17 protein-coding genes and 1 tRNA gene are annotated in these 13,815 nt (G+C 70.1%); 3 read left to right on the plus strand and 15 right to left on the minus strand.

What is annotated here, in order from left to right; translation table 11 throughout:
• The 12 genes from ACYVKF_RS05985 to ACYVKF_RS06040 form a co-directional block, all read right to left on the minus strand.
• Window positions 1–479: MlaD family protein (locus ACYVKF_RS05985; protein ID WP_460965554.1), on the minus strand; the 479-nt coding region annotated here is incomplete at its 3' end.
• A 3-nt stretch (window positions 480–482) separates the two neighbouring features.
• Window positions 483–1,310, minus strand: coding sequence for an MlaE family ABC transporter permease (locus ACYVKF_RS05990; RefSeq protein WP_056915483.1), 828 nt, complete (start codon window positions 1,308–1,310; stop codon window positions 483–485).
• 13 nt (window positions 1,311–1,323) lie between these two features.
• Window positions 1,324–2,094 carry an MlaE family ABC transporter permease gene (locus ACYVKF_RS05995; protein WP_056915484.1) on the minus strand — a complete coding sequence of 257 codons (771 nt, stop codon included), beginning with the start codon at window positions 2,092–2,094 and terminating at the stop codon, window positions 1,324–1,326.
• The gene (locus ACYVKF_RS06000) at window positions 2,094–3,143 is read right to left on the minus strand and encodes an ABC transporter ATP-binding protein (RefSeq protein ID WP_056915485.1); all 1,050 of its coding nucleotides are present in this window, start codon (window positions 3,141–3,143) and stop codon (window positions 2,094–2,096) included. Before ACYVKF_RS06000 ends, ACYVKF_RS05995 begins: the two co-directional genes overlap by 1 nt.
• Window positions 3,144–3,392: 249 nt before the next feature.
• The gene (rplL, locus tag ACYVKF_RS06005) at window positions 3,393–3,779 is read right to left on the minus strand and encodes a 50S ribosomal protein L7/L12 (RefSeq protein WP_056915486.1); all 387 of its coding nucleotides are present in this window, start codon (window positions 3,777–3,779) and stop codon (window positions 3,393–3,395) included.
• Window positions 3,780–3,868: 89 nt separating this feature from the next.
• Window positions 3,869–4,501, minus strand: coding sequence for a 50S ribosomal protein L10 (gene rplJ / locus ACYVKF_RS06010; protein WP_056920466.1), 633 nt, complete (start codon window positions 4,499–4,501; stop codon window positions 3,869–3,871).
• A gap of 321 nt (window positions 4,502–4,822) precedes the next feature.
• Window positions 4,823–5,587, minus strand: coding sequence for a hypothetical protein (locus tag ACYVKF_RS06015; protein WP_460965558.1), 765 nt, complete (start codon window positions 5,585–5,587; stop codon window positions 4,823–4,825).
• Between the two features lie 141 nt (window positions 5,588–5,728).
• Window positions 5,729–6,448 carry a 50S ribosomal protein L1 gene (rplA, locus tag ACYVKF_RS06020; protein WP_056915490.1) on the minus strand — a complete coding sequence of 240 codons (720 nt, stop codon included), beginning with the start codon at window positions 6,446–6,448 and terminating at the stop codon, window positions 5,729–5,731.
• 124 nt (window positions 6,449–6,572) lie between these two features.
• Window positions 6,573–7,010: a 50S ribosomal protein L11 gene (gene rplK, locus ACYVKF_RS06025; protein ID WP_056915491.1), complete on the minus strand. Its 438-nt coding sequence runs from the start codon at window positions 7,008–7,010 to the stop codon at window positions 6,573–6,575.
• 92 nt (window positions 7,011–7,102) lie between these two features.
• On the minus strand, window positions 7,103–7,942 hold the full coding sequence (nusG, locus tag ACYVKF_RS06030; protein ID WP_460965561.1) for a transcription termination/antitermination protein NusG: 840 nt from the start codon (window positions 7,940–7,942) through the stop codon (window positions 7,103–7,105).
• Between the two features lie 66 nt (window positions 7,943–8,008).
• Window positions 8,009–8,269, minus strand: a complete 261-nt coding sequence (secE, locus tag ACYVKF_RS06035; RefSeq protein ID WP_162246885.1) for a preprotein translocase subunit SecE — start codon at window positions 8,267–8,269, stop codon at window positions 8,009–8,011.
• Window positions 8,270–8,336: 67 nt separating this feature from the next.
• A tRNA-Trp gene (locus ACYVKF_RS06040) sits at window positions 8,337–8,409 on the minus strand.
• Window positions 8,410–8,707: 298 nt separating this feature from the next.
• Here ACYVKF_RS06040 and ACYVKF_RS06045 point away from each other — a divergent pair.
• The 3 genes from ACYVKF_RS06045 to ACYVKF_RS06055 all read left to right on the plus strand — a co-directional run bounded on the left by ACYVKF_RS06045 (window position 8,708) and on the right by ACYVKF_RS06055 (window position 11,726).
• On the plus strand, window positions 8,708–10,018 hold the full coding sequence (locus tag ACYVKF_RS06045) for an aminotransferase class I/II-fold pyridoxal phosphate-dependent enzyme (RefSeq protein WP_460965563.1): 1,311 nt from the start codon (window positions 8,708–8,710) through the stop codon (window positions 10,016–10,018).
• Window positions 10,019–10,117: 99 nt separating this feature from the next.
• Window positions 10,118–10,615 (plus strand): DUF5709 domain-containing protein, encoded by a 498-nt coding sequence (locus ACYVKF_RS06050; RefSeq protein ID WP_460965565.1) that lies wholly within the window; start codon window positions 10,118–10,120, stop codon window positions 10,613–10,615.
• Window positions 10,616–10,697: 82 nt separating this feature from the next.
• Window positions 10,698–11,726, plus strand: coding sequence for an adenosine deaminase (locus ACYVKF_RS06055; protein ID WP_460965567.1), 1,029 nt, complete (start codon window positions 10,698–10,700; stop codon window positions 11,724–11,726).
• Window positions 11,727–11,796: 70 nt separating this feature from the next.
• Here ACYVKF_RS06055 and ACYVKF_RS06060 read toward each other — a convergent pair whose 3' ends face one another.
• Genes ACYVKF_RS06060 through ACYVKF_RS06070 form a run of 3 tightly spaced genes read right to left on the minus strand, consistent with a single transcriptional unit; the run spans window position 11,797 to window position 13,755 of the window.
• Window positions 11,797–12,873: a UDP-N-acetylmuramate dehydrogenase gene (locus ACYVKF_RS06060; RefSeq protein ID WP_460965569.1), complete on the minus strand. Its 1,077-nt coding sequence runs from the start codon at window positions 12,871–12,873 to the stop codon at window positions 11,797–11,799.
• 10 nt (window positions 12,874–12,883) lie between these two features.
• Window positions 12,884–13,306 carry a MaoC family dehydratase gene (locus ACYVKF_RS06065; RefSeq protein WP_056920471.1) on the minus strand — a complete coding sequence of 141 codons (423 nt, stop codon included), beginning with the start codon at window positions 13,304–13,306 and terminating at the stop codon, window positions 12,884–12,886.
• 2 nt (window positions 13,307–13,308) lie between these two features.
• On the minus strand, window positions 13,309–13,755 hold the full coding sequence (locus ACYVKF_RS06070; RefSeq protein ID WP_056915499.1) for an FAS1-like dehydratase domain-containing protein: 447 nt from the start codon (window positions 13,753–13,755) through the stop codon (window positions 13,309–13,311).
• Window positions 13,756–13,815 lie beyond the last annotated feature (60 nt).

Genomic DNA, 13,815 nt, shown 5'->3' on the forward strand with positions numbered 1-13,815 from the left:
GCCCGCAACAACGGCAACAGGTCCGCGAACACCTTCTCCAGCTCGATCGCCACGCTCGACCGGTCCTGGCCGATGGTGTCGCCGTCGGCGATCGCGCGGCCCTTGCCGCCGGCGTCCGGCGACACGAGGTCGACGTACCGCTCACCGAACAGGGTCTTGGGCAGCAGGCGCGCCGAGACGTTCGCCGGGATCAACGTGGCCATCTCCGGCTTGAGGGCCAGCTCGAGGCTCGCGCCGTTGCCGGTGGTCCGGATCGAGCGCACCTCCCCGACGATGAGGCCGCGCAGCTTGACGTCGGAGGCGGCCTGCAGCTGCGAGCCGATCCGGTCGGTGAGCAGGGTGACGGTGACGACCGGCGTGAACCGCTTCTGGAAGGAGGCGATGCTCAGCCCCACGAGCAGGGCGACGACGGCGATGAACCCCACGCCGTAGGCGCGGTTGCCGAGCCGGGACATGACACCGGAGGAGGTGGTGGCCATGCGCTAACCCGCGATCCGTACGGTCGTGGTGGCGCCCCACACCGCCAGCGAGAAGAAGAAGTCGACGATGTTGATGGCCACGATCGAGGTGCGCACGGCCTTGCCCACGGCGACGCCCACACCGGCCGGACCACCAGAGGCGTTGTAGCCGTAGTAGCAGTGGATCAGGATGATGACGACGGCGAAGACCATGACCTTGAGGAAGGAGAAGAGCACGTCGATCGGCGGCAGGAACAGGTGGAAGTAGTGGTCGTAGGTGCCCTTGGACTGCCCGAAGTACTCGGTGACGATGAACCGGGTCGCGCCGTACGAGGACAACAGGCCCAGGACGTACAGCGGCACCACGGCGACGAAGCCGGCGATCATGCGGGTCGTCACGAGGAACGGCAGCGACGGCACCCCCATCACCTCGAGCGCGTCGACCTCCTCGGAGATCCGCATCGCGCCGAGCTGGGCCGTGAAGCCGCAGCCGACCGTCGCGGCGAGCGCCAGGCCGGCGACGAGCGGGGCGATCTCACGGGTGTTGAGGTAGGCCGAGACGAAGCCGGTGAAGGCGCCGGTCCCGAGCTGGTTGAGCGAGGAGTAGCCCTGCAGGCCGACCTGGCTGCCGGTGAAGAACGCGAGGAAGGCGATGACGCCGACGGTGCCGCCGATGACGGATAGCGCACCCGAGCCGAGGGAGACCTCGGCGAGGAGACGCAGGACCTCCTTCTTGTACCGGCGGATCGTGCGCGGGCTCCAGGCCAGCGAGCGGACGTAGAACCGCATCTGCTCGCCGAGGCTGTCGAGCGCCTGGCCGGGTCGACCGGCGAGCTCCTGGACCTTGCTCATCCCTGCACCTCCTTCAGATCTTCTGGGGGACGACTTGGAAGTAGATGGCGCTGGCCACGAAGTTCACGACGAACAGGAACATGAAGGTGATGACGACGCTCTGGTTCACCGCGTCGCCGACCCCCTTCGGTCCGCCGCCGGCCGTCAGGCCCTTGTACGACGCGACGACCGCGGCGATGAACCCGAAGATCAGGGCCTTGATCTCGCTGGTCCACAGGTCGGCGAGCTGCGCCAGGGCGGTGAACGACGCGATGTAGGCACCGGGGGTGCCGCCCTGGATGATGACGTTGAAGAAGTAGCCGCCCGCCACGCCGACGACCGAGACCAGGCCGTTCAGCAGGACCGCGACGAGCATCGCCGCGAGCACCCGGGGCACGACGAGGCGCTGGATCGGGCTGATGCCCAGCACCTCCATGGCGTCGATCTCCTCGCGGATCTTGCGGGAGCCGAGGTCGGCGCAGATCGCCGACCCCCCGGCGCCCGCGATGAGCAGCGCCGTGACGATGGGTGAGGCCTCACGGATCACGGCGAGGACCGAGGCCGCACCGGTGAAGGACTGGGCGCCGAGCTGCCGGGTCAGGGTGCCGAGCTGGAGGGCGATGACCGCGCCGAACGGGATCGAGACCAGCGCCGTCGGGACGATCGTCACCGAGGCGATGAACCAGCACTGCTGGATGAACTCCTTGGTCTGGAACGGTCGCTTCGGCAGGGACCGCACGACGTCGAGCACGAGGGCGAAGAGCGACCCGCTCTGCCGCAGCGCCCCGGTCACCGGGTTACCCATCAGACCGACTCCTCCGCGGGGGCGGGAGCGGGGGTCTCGGCCGGGGTCTCCGCCGGGGTCTCGGCCGCCGGTGCGGCGACCGAGCTCGTGCCCGAACGGACGCCGGGGACGCCGGCGTTGCCGGACTCGAACGACCCGGGCGGCGGGGTGATGCCGTTGTCGCGGCACCACTGCCCGGCCGGACGCTCGGCGTGGCGGGTGGTGCCGTTGCTCGTGCGCAGCTGCAACGGGATGGGCGGCAGCGGCGGCAGCTCCTGGCCGACCTCGGAGGCGAGCTCCTCGGCGTCCTTCTCCTCGGACATGCCGATCGGGCCGATGGTCTGCGCGTTGAGGAACTGGCGCACCACCGGCTCCTCGGAGCTCAGCAGCATCTCGCGCGGCCCGAACATGGCGAGGTGCTTGTGGTAGAGCAGGCCGATGTTGTCGGGGACGGTGCGCGCGGTGTTGATGTCGTGGGTGACGATGAGGAACGTCGCGTCGATCTGGGCGTTCAGGTCGATGAAGAGCTGGTTGATGTACGACGTGCGCACCGGGTCCAGGCCGGAGTCGGGCTCGTCGATGAGCAGGATCTCGGGATCGAGGACCAGCGCGCGGGCGAGGCCGGCGCGCTTGCGCATGCCGCCGGAGATCTCCCCCGGCAGCTTGGTCTCGGCGCCGGTGAGGCCGACGAGGTCCATCTTCTCCATGACGATGGTGCGCACCTCGGACTCGCTCTTGCGGGTGTGCTCGCGCAGCGGGAAGGCGACGTTGTCATAGAGGTTCATCGACCCGAACAGGGCGCCGTCCTGGAACAGGACGCCGAAGAGCTTCCGGATCTCGTAGAGGTCGTGCTCGCGCAGCCGGGTCAGGTCGCTGCCGGCGATCATGATCGACCCGGCATCCGGCTTGAGCAGCCCCACCAGGGTCTTGAGGAACACCGACTTGCCCGTGCCCGAGGGGCCGAGCATCACCGAGATCTCACCGGCCGGGAGGGTCAGCGTGACGTCGTTCCAGATCACCTGGGACCCGAAACGCTTGGTCAGGCCCTCGACCTTGATCTCAACGCCCACTGCTCACCTCGTCGTGGTTGGGGTACACCGCCGGGTGGCCACGATCGGCCGACCCGGTACGCATGGCTCAACGAGGCCGGGGCCTCGAAGTTACGCCCCGGTACGGACCCGGGAGCGGCCAGAGGCTACCCCACCACGGCGTCCCCGGAACCGCATTCCCGGGGACGCCGAAAGGCGGGCCCGACCGGAGTCGGACCCGCCTTCGGCGGTCGTGCTGTGCTTCCTCGCCGAGGCGGAGGAAGCGTCAGATCACTTGACGGAGACGGTGGCCCCGGCGCCCTCGAGGGCGTCCTTGGCCTTGTCCGCGGCAGCCTTGTCGACCTTCTCGAGAACGGGCTTGGGGGCGCCGTCCACGAGGTCCTTGGCCTCCTTCAGGCCGAGGGAGGTCAGCGCGCGGACCTCCTTGATGACCTGGATCTTCTTGTCGCCAGCGGCCTCGAGGATGACGTCGAACTCGTCCTGCTCCTCGGCAGCAGCGGTGTCGCCGCCAGCCGGGGCGCCGGCCGCAGCAACGGCCACGGGGGCAGCAGCGGTGACGTTGAAGGTGTCCTCGAACTGCTTCACGAACTCGGAGAGCTCGATGAGGGTCATTTCCTTGAAGGCCTCAAGGAGCTCGTCGGTGGAGAGCTTCGCCATGATGGGCGTCCTTTCGTGTGTTTCGGTATGCCGTGAGTGGCGGTTTGGTGTGTGAGCCGGACTCTGACCGGGGTCACCCCCGGACGGGGTCAGCTCGCGTCGCCACCCTCGGCGACGTCTGCAGCTGCCTCGGCCTCGGGGGCGTCGGCGGGGGTCTCCTCGGCCTCGGCCTCGGCAGCGGGAGCAGCGGCGTCAGCCACCGGTCCCTCGGCCTCGACCTTGGCACGCAGCGCGTCGACGACCCGAGCGGTCTGTGACAGCGGTGCAGCGAAGAGGTAGACAGCCTGGCTGAGCGACGCCTGGAGGGCACCGGCCAGCTTGGCCAGGAGAACCTCGCGGGACTCGAGGTCCGCGAGCTTCGTGATCTCCTCGGGGGTGAGGGCCTTGCCGTCGAGGACGCCGCCCTTGATCACGAGGAGGGGGTTCGCCTTGGCGAAGTCACGCAGGCCCTTTGCGGCCTCGACCGGGTCACCGTCAACGAAGGCGATGGCGGACGGGCCGACGAGCTGACCGTCGAATGCCGTGACTCCGGCATCCTTGGCAGCAAGTTCGGTGAGCGTGTTCTTCACGACGGCGAAGGTGGCGTTTCCGCGCAGCGAGTTGCGCAGGTCGGTGATCTGCTTCACCGAGAGCCCGCGGTACTCGGTCAGCACGGCCGCGCCGGAGGTGCGGAACTTGTCCGACAGCTCGGCGATGGCGGCAGCCTTGTCAGCCTTGGCCATGGGGCCTCCCTTCCGTGTGTTCGACCGTTCGGAGATGAGGGCCCGGCATGAGAAGAGCCCCGTGCACAGGCACGGGGCTCGCACGCTGACAGGCTCGAGGAGCCGGTCCTGCGGGTGAATCGTGGCCTGCGCTGGATGCCCACCTCGGTGGGACCTTCGGTCACGTGCTGCCTCTTGCGGTGGCACGCGACAACCAAGCGGTCTGTGGTCAGGGACCAGAGTAGGCGCTGCCCACCCCGGGGACCAAATCGCGCCACCGCCCCCGAGGGGAGACGGTGGCGCGACAGCGGTCGGGTGGTCACCCGACCCGGTGGGGAGGTGTCAGCTGGTCGGCAGCTGGAAGGTGCCCACCTGGTCGGCCGGGGGCACCGTGATCGTGACCGGCTTGCCCCAGTCCGAGAAGACGATGTTGATGGTCTGACCCTGGGAGTCGACGGTCATCTTGGTCGGGCGGTCCTGGCTGTCGAGGGTGTAGCGCGCCTTGACCGGTGCCACCGAGGGCGAGGCCGTGGCGGTGCTGCCGCCCAGGAGGGCCGTCGGGTCGATGGTGACGTCGTAGACCTTCTCGTCGGCCGAGCTGCTCACGACCGTGGCCTTGCTGCCCTTGAGGGCCGTCGCCAGCTGGCGCGGGTCACCCATGTCACCGGTGAGGCCGGCGAACATCTTGCTCATCGGGTCGGTGCCCTTGGGGTCGATCTTCACCCACGGCTTCGACGAGCCGGGCAGGCCCTTCATGTAGATGATGCCGCCGGTGGAGACGATCTGCAGGGTCTGGCCCTGGATCCCCATCTCCATCGACTGCTCCATCTTTCCGTCCTTCATGGTGAACGAACCCTTGGCGCTCCCCTGCGTGCCGAGGTCCATGGTCACCGTGCCGGAGCCGGCCTTGAGCATCGCGTCGGTCATGCGCGTCGCCAGGGCTGCACCGTCCACGGACTCGCCCGCCTTGGCGGCAGAGGCGGAGGAGCTGGCGCTGCTCGACGACGACGTGCTGGACGAGCCGGGCGAGTTGGAGTCGGAGCTGCCGCAGGCGCTCAGGCCCAGTGCCGCCGTCAGGGCGACGGCGGCGATCGAGGTGGTCTTCATGCGGGTCCCCCAGAAGATGTGGTGCGGATGTGCGACGCGCGCACTGACCTGTCCACCATAACCGCCCTGCTGCGTGCCGCCCTCATGGGCAGAGCCCGCCACCCCTCGCGGGGTGACGGGCTCTGCACGGTGCGGCGGGACTCAGGCGTTGGCCTCGTCCTCGACCAGCAGGTTGCGCGTGCGGTTGTAGTCCAGCGGGATGCCGGGGCCCATCGTCGTGGTCATGGTCGCCTTGAGGATGTAGCGGCCCTTGGACGCCGACGGCTTCAGACGCAGGATCTCCTCCAGCGCGGCACCGTAGTTCTCCACGAGCGACGTCTCGTCGAAGGAGGCCTTGCCGATGATGAAGTGGAGGTTCGCGTGCTTGTCGACGCGGAACTCGATCTTGCCGCCCTTGATGTCGGTGACGGCCTTGGCGGTGTCCATGGTGACGGTGCCGGTCTTCGGGTTGGGCATGAGACCACGCGGGCCCAGGACCTTTCCGAGGCGACCGACCTTGCCCATCATGTCCGGGGTGGCGACGACGGAGTCGAAGTCGAGCCAGCCGCCGGCCACCTTCTCGAGGAGCTCGTCGGAACCGACGAAGTCGGCGCCGGCCTCACGGGCGGCCTCGGCCTTGTCGCCGTTGGCGAACACCAGGACGCGGGCGGTCTTGCCCGTGCCGTGGGGGAGGTTCACGGTGCCGCGGACCATCTGGTCGGCCTTGCGCGGGTCGACGCCGAGGCGCATGGCGACCTCGACGGTCTCGTCGTACTTGGCCTTGGCGGCGGTCTTGGCGAGGCGGACGGCCTCGAGGGGGGCGTAGACCTTGGTGACGTCGATCTTCTCCGCGGCCTCGCGGTAAGCCTTGCTGCGCTTCATTTCTGCTCCTGTGTCGAACGGTTCAGGTGGTGCGGTGGAGTTGTGGTCGGTACGGACCAGCGCGGTCCTGCCACGGGTCTTCGGTGTGCCGCCTGCAGCGGCACACCGAAGGAGAACGGGGGTGTTACGAGAGGCTGGTCTCGACGCCCATCGAGCGCGCGGTGCCGGCGATGATCTTCATGGCCTGCTCGACGTCGTTGGCGTTGAGGTCTTCCATCTTCATCGTGGCGATCTCGCGGACCTGGTCGGCCGACAGCTTGGCGACCTTGGTCTTGTGCGGCTCACCCGAGCCCTTGGGGACGCCGGCAGCCTTCTTGATCAGCTCGGCGGCCGGAGGGGTCTTGGTGATGAAGGTGAAGGAACGGTCTTCGTAGACCGTGATCTCCACGGGGATGACGTTGCCGCGCTGGGACTCCGTCGCAGCGTTGTACGCCTTGACGAACTCCATGATGTTGACGCCGTGCTGACCGAGGGCCGGGCCGACGGGGGGTGCGGGCGTCGCGGCGCCGGCCTGGATCTGCAGCTTGATGAAGCCGGAGATCTTCTTCTTCTTGGGAGGCATGTGCTGGTGTTCCTTCTGTGGTGGTTGGGCCTACGCCGTGGGCGATGACCCGGTTGCAGTACCCCCGAGGACCGGGGGCAGGAGCCGAACCCTCAGATCTTGGCGACCTGGTTGAACGACAGCTCGACCGGGGTCTCCCGGCCGAAGATCGAGACCAGCACCTTGAGCTTCTGGGTGTCGGCGTTGATCTCGGAGATCGTGGCGGGAAGGGTCTCGAAGGGCCCCTCCATGACGGTGACGGACTCGCCGACCTCGAAGTCGACGACAGCGACCTCGCGGGGCTTGCCCCCACCCGCACCGCCGGCAGCGGCCGCAGCCTGCTGCTCGAGGTCGGCCGGGGCGAGCATCGTGTAGACCTCGTCGAGGCTGAGCGGCACCGGCTGGTGGGCGTTGCCGACGAAGCCGGTCACACCGGGCGTGTGGCGCACGGCGCCCCACGACTCGTCGGTGAGGTCCATGCGGACCAGCACGTACCCGGGCATCCGGACGCGCTTGACCAGCTTCTTCTGGCCGTTCTTGATCTCGGTGACCTCTTCCATCGGGACCTGGGCCTCGAAGATGAAGTCCTCCATGTTGAGGGAGGTCGTGCGGTTCTCGAGGTTCGCCTTGACGCGGTTCTCGTAACCCGCGTAGGAGTGCACGACGTACCAGTCGCCGAACTTGCTGGCGAGGGTGTCCTTGAACTCCTTGACCGGGTCGGCCGGCGGCGCGTCGACGTCGACCTCGTCGGTCGCCTCGTCGCCCACCTCGTCGGACACCTCGGTGTCGGTGCTGTCGTCGCTGTCGCTGAAGGCGGCCTCGGGGGTGGCTTCGGTGTCCACGGAGTCGTCGACAGGGTCCGTCCCGGGCTGCTCGAGCTCGGCGGCGTCGGTGCTCGCGGTGACCTCGTCGGTCTGCGGCTCCGCGTTGTCGGTGGTCCACTGGTCGGACACGCTGATGACCTACTTCCTTCTGGTGTTCACCGGGAGGAACCCCGGGTCAGTGCGGCACTGCGGCGACTAGCCGCCGAAGACCCACAGGACGAGCTTGGTGAAGCCGAAGTCCACGGAGGAGACGAGCGCCATCACGAACACGACGAACACGATCACGACGATCGTGTAGTTGACCAGCTCGCTGCGCGTCGGCCGGACGACCTTGCGCAGCTCGTCGAGGATCTGGCTGACGAAGAGCGAGATGGAGCGGAAGAGCCGGGAAACCGGGTTGCCGCCCTTTCCGCCCTTGCGGCTGGTGCGACCAGAGCCGCGGGTCTCCGCGCTCACGTCCGTCACGATGCCTCTTCTCGCTGATGTCTGCCGTGCTGCCGGGTCGGCCGCAGGTCCTGCAACGCAGGGCAGGAGGGACTCGAACCCCCAACCGCCGGTTTTGGAGACCGGTGCTCTACCAATTGAGCCACTGCCCTACGGAACGACCCACGGGGAGCGGGAGGTTCCGGTGGTCGTCACCGCCCACGCCGAACCTGCCCGAGGGCACGTCGGAAGCATGGTCGAAGTCAACCGAGGAGCAAGCATACGTGAGCCGTGACCCGGAATGCGAACTCGCTCCCGACCACCAGCCCGATCACCCCGCCGACCACGCCCGACCACGCTCGACCACGTCCCCGACGGGTGGGTCCCCGGCGGTGACGCGGCCCGGGTGGCGGCTGTGCGCCATACGGACGCCGCCTGCGCGGCATCACGCACCTCTGGGAGCATGGCAGCGTGACCGAGCAGACCGCCACCAGCCGCCCCACCCCCCTCGCCGAGCGCTCCGCCGCCGACCTCGCGTCGTTCGCGCGGGAGCAGCAGGAGGCGTATGCCGCGCTCAAGGAGCGAGGCCTCAAGCTCGACCTCACGCGCGGCAAGCCGGCCAGCGAGCAGCTCGACCTCTCCAACGCCCTGCTCACCCTGCCCGAGGGGTTCACCGACGCGAGCGGCACCGACACCCGCAACTACGGCGGCCTCGACGGGATCAAGGAGCTGCGCGAGATGTTCGCCGAGCTGCTGTGGGTCCGGCCCGAGCAGGTCGTGGCGGGCGGCAACTCCAGCCTGACGATGATGAAGGACACCCTCGTCGACCTGTTGCTGCACGGTGGCGTGGACTCGCCGCGACCGTGGGGCCAGGAGGACAAGGTCACCTTCATCTGCCCCGTCCCCGGGTACGACCGGCACTTCACCCTCCTCCAGTCGTTCGGCATCGAGATGGTGACCGTCCCGATGCATGACGACGGCCCGGACGCCGAGGCGGTCGCAGCCCTGGTGGCGGACGACCCGAGCATCAAGGGCATGTGGATCGTGCCGACCTACGCGAACCCGTCGGGCTCGGTCGTCACCCAGGAGGTGGCCGCGCGGCTCGCCTCGATGCAGACCGCTGCGCCGGACTTCAAGATCTTCTGGGACAACGCCTATGCGCTGCACCACCTCACCGCCGACGAAGCCAAGAGCGCCGACGTCCTCAGCCTCGCCGCCGCAGCCGGTCACCCGCACCGGCCGATCATGTTCGCCTCGACGTCCAAGATCACCTGGGCCGGTGCCGGGGTCGCGTTCCTGGCGGCGTCCGTCGAGAACGTGAAGTGGTACCTGGGCCACCTCGGCAAGGGGTCGATCGGCCCCGACAAGGTCAACCAGCTCCGCCACGCGCAGTTCTTCGGCTCGGCCCAGGGCGTGCGCGACCACATGGTCAAGCACCGGGAGATCATCGCGCCGAAGTTCGCCGAGGTGGAGCGCATCCTCACCGAGCGCCTCGACGGCCTGCAGGTCGCGACGTGGACGCGCCCGACCGGTGGGTACTTCGTCAGCCTCGACGTGCTCGACGGCACCGCCTCACGCGTGGTCCAGCTGGCCAAGGAGGCCGGCATCGCCCTGACGCCCGCGGGTTCCTCCTTCCCCCTCGGTGACGACCCCCGCGACCGCAACATCCGCCTCGCCCCGACCTTCCCGCCACTGGGCCAGGTCACCGAGGCGATGGAGGCCGTCGCCACGTGCGTCCTGCTCGCGGCCGCCGAGCAGGCGACCGCGGCGCACCCCGCCTGAGTCGGCGCACCGCCACACCGGCGGGCCGGCTCGGGCCGCAGGACGCCGAACGGGACCCTTGGCCTTGCGGCACCCCCTCCGCTGCCGCAGGGTGGTGACATGAGCGATCAGCCCGGCACCGAAAGCATCGAGGACGACCTCGGCAGCTACAGCGTGGACGACTCCGTCGACGCAGGCAGCGGCCAGGAGGGCCTCCTGGACTCCAGCGAGGGCGACAACGAACCCTGGTCCCCGCCCGACCAGCAGCCCCGCAACACCGAGTGGGGCACGACGGCCACCGAGCAGGGCCTCGAGGAGAGCATCGACCAGCGGATCATGCAGGAGGTGCCCGACCCCGACTCGGCCTACGGCGCCCCCGACAACGAGTCCGGGCTCGACGAGGAGCCGCGCGTCGGCGGTGACGACCCCGACAGCATCGACGCCGACCAGGACTTCCTGGGGGACGCCGAGGTGGGCGACGGCCCGGTGGGGACGCTGACCGACCCCGACGAGGGCGCCCGCGAGGACGTCGACGCCGAGCTGCTCGGGGACGAGAGCGGCGGCTCGGGCGACCTGAGCCCCGAGGAGCAGGCCATACACGTCGTCGACGGCGACTGACCAGGCCCAGCCACCGACGAGAGGCGTCGACCCCCGTGGGTCGGCGCCTCTCGTCGTCCCGGGCGGTGCCAGACTGCACGCCATGCCCCGCCCGGTCGAGTCCCTCCCGAAGGCGCACCTGCACCTGCACTTCACCGGTTCGATGCGCGTCGAGACGGTCCGCGACCTCGCCGTCAAGCACCGGCTGCACCTCCCCGACGCCCTGACGAGCGGGTGGCCGCCACAGCTGAGCGCGCGCGACGAGCGTGGCTGGTTCCGGTTCCAGCGCCTGTACGACGCGGCGCGCGCCTGCGTGCGCGACGAGTCCGACCTGCGGCGGATCGTCCGTGAGGCGGCCCGGGACGACGCGGCGGAGGGTTCACGCTGGCTGGAGATCCAGGTGGACCCGACGTCCTACGCACCCTTCGTCGGGGGGATCACCCCGGCCCTGGAGATCGTCCTCGACGAGGCCGCAGCGGCGTCGCGCGAGGAGGACACCGGGGTCGCGGTCGTCGTCGCGGCCAGCCGGATCCGGCACCCGCTCGACGCTCGCACGCTCGCCCGGCTGGCGACGCAGTACGCCGGTGACGGCCCGGGCACCGTGGTGGGGTTCGGGTTGAGCAACGACGAGCGCCGCGGGGTCACGGCCGAGTTCGCCCCGGCCTTCGCCCTCGCGCGCCGTGCCGGCCTGGCGCTCGTGCCGCACGCCGGCGAGCTCCTCGGACCGGCGGCCGTCGAGGCCACCCTCGACGCGATCGAGCCGGACCGGCTGGGCCACGGCGTGCGCTGCGTCGAGGAGCCCCGGGTGCTCGAGCGCGTCGCCGAGTCGGGGGTCGCCCTCGAGGTGTGCCCCCGCAGCAACGTGGCGCTGGGCGTCTACTCCTCCCCCGAGGAGGTGCCGCTGCGCGCGATCGTCGAGCACGGCATACCGGTCGCACTCGGGGCCGACGACCCGCTGCTGTTCGGGTCGCGGCTGGCCGCGCAGTACCAGACGGCCCGGGAGGTGCTGGGGTTCTCCGACGAGGAGCTGGCCGAGCTGGCCCGGGGCTCGCTGCGGGCCAGCCGTGCGCCCGCCGCGGTGAGGGACGCGGCCCTGGCCGACGTCGACGCCTGGCTGGCCGCTCCGGCCTGACACCGGACCGGGTCGGCCGCCAGGGGCGGCCGAGGTCGGCCGAGGTCGGCCGAGGTCGGCCGAGGTCGGCCTAGAGGCCGTGTCCGACGAGGACGGGCTCGTTGACCAGCACCACGCCGAAGGCCTCGTGGACGCCGTCACGCACCGCGCGGGCGAGGGCGGCGACCTGTGCGGCCGTGGCGCCGCCGCGGTTGGTCAGCGCCAGCGTGTGCTTGCCGGAGATCGCTGCCGAGCTGCCGGGCAGGCTGAACCCCTTGCCGAACCCGGCCTGCTCGATCAGCCACGCTGCGCTGGTCTTGATGTTGCCGTCGGGGTCGGCGAACCGCGGCGGTGTCGGCCCGTCGACGCCGAGGCGGGCGGCGGCGCGGGACTCGAGGTCGGCGAAGTGGGGACCCGACAGGATCGGGTTCGTGAAGAAGGACCCGCAGGACCAGGTGTCGTGGTCGTCGGCGTCCAGCACCATGCCGCGTCGGCGACGCTGGTGCAGCACCGCCTCACGGGCGTCGGCGAGCGGCACCCTGTCGCCGACGGCGACCTCGAGCTGGCGGGCCAGGTCGGCGTACCCGACGGGCTGGCTCAGCTCGCTCGGGACGAGCTGGAAGAGCACGTCGAGGACGACGAAGCGGCTCGTGGCCTTGAAGATCGAGTGCCGGTAGGTGAAGGCGCAGTCGAGCGAGGCGAAGGTACGGACCCGCTGCTCGTGCCGGTCCCAGACGCGCACCGAGGCGATCGTCTGGGCGACCTCCTGGCCGTAGGCGCCCACGTTCTGCACCGGCGTCGCCCCCGTGCCACCGGGGATGCCCGAGAGCGCCTCGATGCCGGACCACCCCTCGACGACCGCACGGGCGACGAGGTCGTCCCACGGCACACCGGCCGCGACCCGCACCATCACCCCGCCGCACAGGTCCGCCGACTCGACGTCGATGCCGTCGGAGGCGACCTTGACGACGGTGCCGGGGAAACCCGCGTCGGTGACGACGACGTTGCTGCCCCCGGAGATGACCAGCAGGGGCTCGTCGGCGTCGTCGACCTCCCGGACGGCGTCGACCACCTCGTCGGTGGTCGTCGCCGTCACCAGGCGAGCCGCCGGGCCCCCGACGCGCATCGTCGTCAGGTCGGCCAGGGGGACGTCGTGCTCTTCGCTCATGCCGGGGCGATCAGTCGAGCAGGACGACGGCCAGGCAGCGTCCGAGGACCTTGTCCCCACCGCTCGTCACGGTCAGCTCGACGGTCGCGCGGCGGGTGGCCTCATCGACGGACTTGACCACGCCCGCGACCTCGACGGCGCCGCCGCCCTGGGGCACGACGACCGGCTTGGTGAAGCGGGTGCCGAACTCGACGACGCGTCCGCCGTCGCCGGCCCACTCCTCGACGACCGAGCCCGCGGCACCCATCGTCCACATGCCGTGGGCGATGACGTCGGGCAGGCCGACGGAGGTGGCGAACTCCTCGTCCTGGTGAATGGGGTTCTGGTCGCCGGAGGCGTTCGCGTAGGCCACGAGGCTGTCGCGACCCACGGGGATGGTGCGGGCCTCGATGGTGTCGCCGACAGAGGTGTCGGCCAGGGTGCGCACGCCCATGCTCACTCCCCTCCCCGGATGACGATGGTGGACGTCGACGTGCACAGTGCCGCGCCGTCGGTGGTCGTGAGCTCGGTGCGGGTGGTGACCATCGAGTGGCCGCCCGCCGCGCGGACCGAGTCGACGGTGAGGGTGCCGAGCACCTCGTCACCGGCGGTGATGGGGCGGTGGTGCACGAACCGCTGCTCGCCGTGGACGACGCGGCTGTAGTCGATCCCGGCCTCCGGGTCCTGGACGAACACGGCGTCGCACTGCTGCGCGATGGTCACGGCGAAGGTCGGCGGGGCGATGACGTCGGCGTACCCGGCGGCCCGCGCGGCCTCGCTCGAGGTGTGCACGGGGTCGGTCGAACCCACCGCGGAGGCGAAGGCCGCGAGGCCCTCTGCCGTCACGGCATACGGGCCACTGGGCGGGTAGGTGCGCCCCACGAAGTCTGCGTTCACGGCCATGGCACCCACCCTATGGTGCGGCGCGGGGTGCCGGTCGGACGGGGACACGACAAAGCCGCC

The sequence above is a fragment of the Pedococcus soli genome (genome assembly GCF_054782575.1).

What these genes read in the sequence shown, in the direction of transcription:
- rplJ (WP_056920466.1), bottom strand. Translation starts at nt 4,501, where the DNA reads ATGGCCAAGGCTGACAAGGCTGCCGCCATCGCCGAGCTGTCGGACAAG.
- ACYVKF_RS06070 (WP_056915499.1), bottom strand. Translation starts at nt 13,755, where the DNA reads ATGGCCGTGAACGCAGACTTCGTGGGGCGCACCTACCCGCCCAGTGGC.
- ACYVKF_RS06015 (WP_460965558.1), bottom strand. Translation starts at nt 5,587, where the DNA reads ATGAAGACCACCTCGATCGCCGCCGTCGCCCTGACGGCGGCACTGGGC.
- ACYVKF_RS06055 (WP_460965567.1), top strand. Translation starts at nt 10,698, where the DNA reads ATGCCCCGCCCGGTCGAGTCCCTCCCGAAGGCGCACCTGCACCTGCAC.
- rplA (WP_056915490.1), bottom strand. Translation starts at nt 6,448, where the DNA reads ATGAAGCGCAGCAAGGCTTACCGCGAGGCCGCGGAGAAGATCGACGTC.
- ACYVKF_RS06050 (WP_460965565.1), top strand. Translation starts at nt 10,118, where the DNA reads ATGAGCGATCAGCCCGGCACCGAAAGCATCGAGGACGACCTCGGCAGC.
- ACYVKF_RS06065 (WP_056920471.1), bottom strand. Translation starts at nt 13,306, where the DNA reads ATGGGCGTGCGCACCCTGGCCGACACCTCTGTCGGCGACACCATCGAG.
- rplL (WP_056915486.1), bottom strand. Translation starts at nt 3,779, where the DNA reads ATGGCGAAGCTCTCCACCGACGAGCTCCTTGAGGCCTTCAAGGAAATG.
- ACYVKF_RS06060 (WP_460965569.1), bottom strand. Translation starts at nt 12,873, where the DNA reads ATGAGCGAAGAGCACGACGTCCCCCTGGCCGACCTGACGACGATGCGC.
- rplK (WP_056915491.1), bottom strand. Translation starts at nt 7,010, where the DNA reads ATGCCTCCCAAGAAGAAGAAGATCTCCGGCTTCATCAAGCTGCAGATC.
- ACYVKF_RS05990 (WP_056915483.1), bottom strand. Translation starts at nt 1,310, where the DNA reads ATGAGCAAGGTCCAGGAGCTCGCCGGTCGACCCGGCCAGGCGCTCGAC.
- ACYVKF_RS05995 (WP_056915484.1), bottom strand. Translation starts at nt 2,094, where the DNA reads ATGGGTAACCCGGTGACCGGGGCGCTGCGGCAGAGCGGGTCGCTCTTC.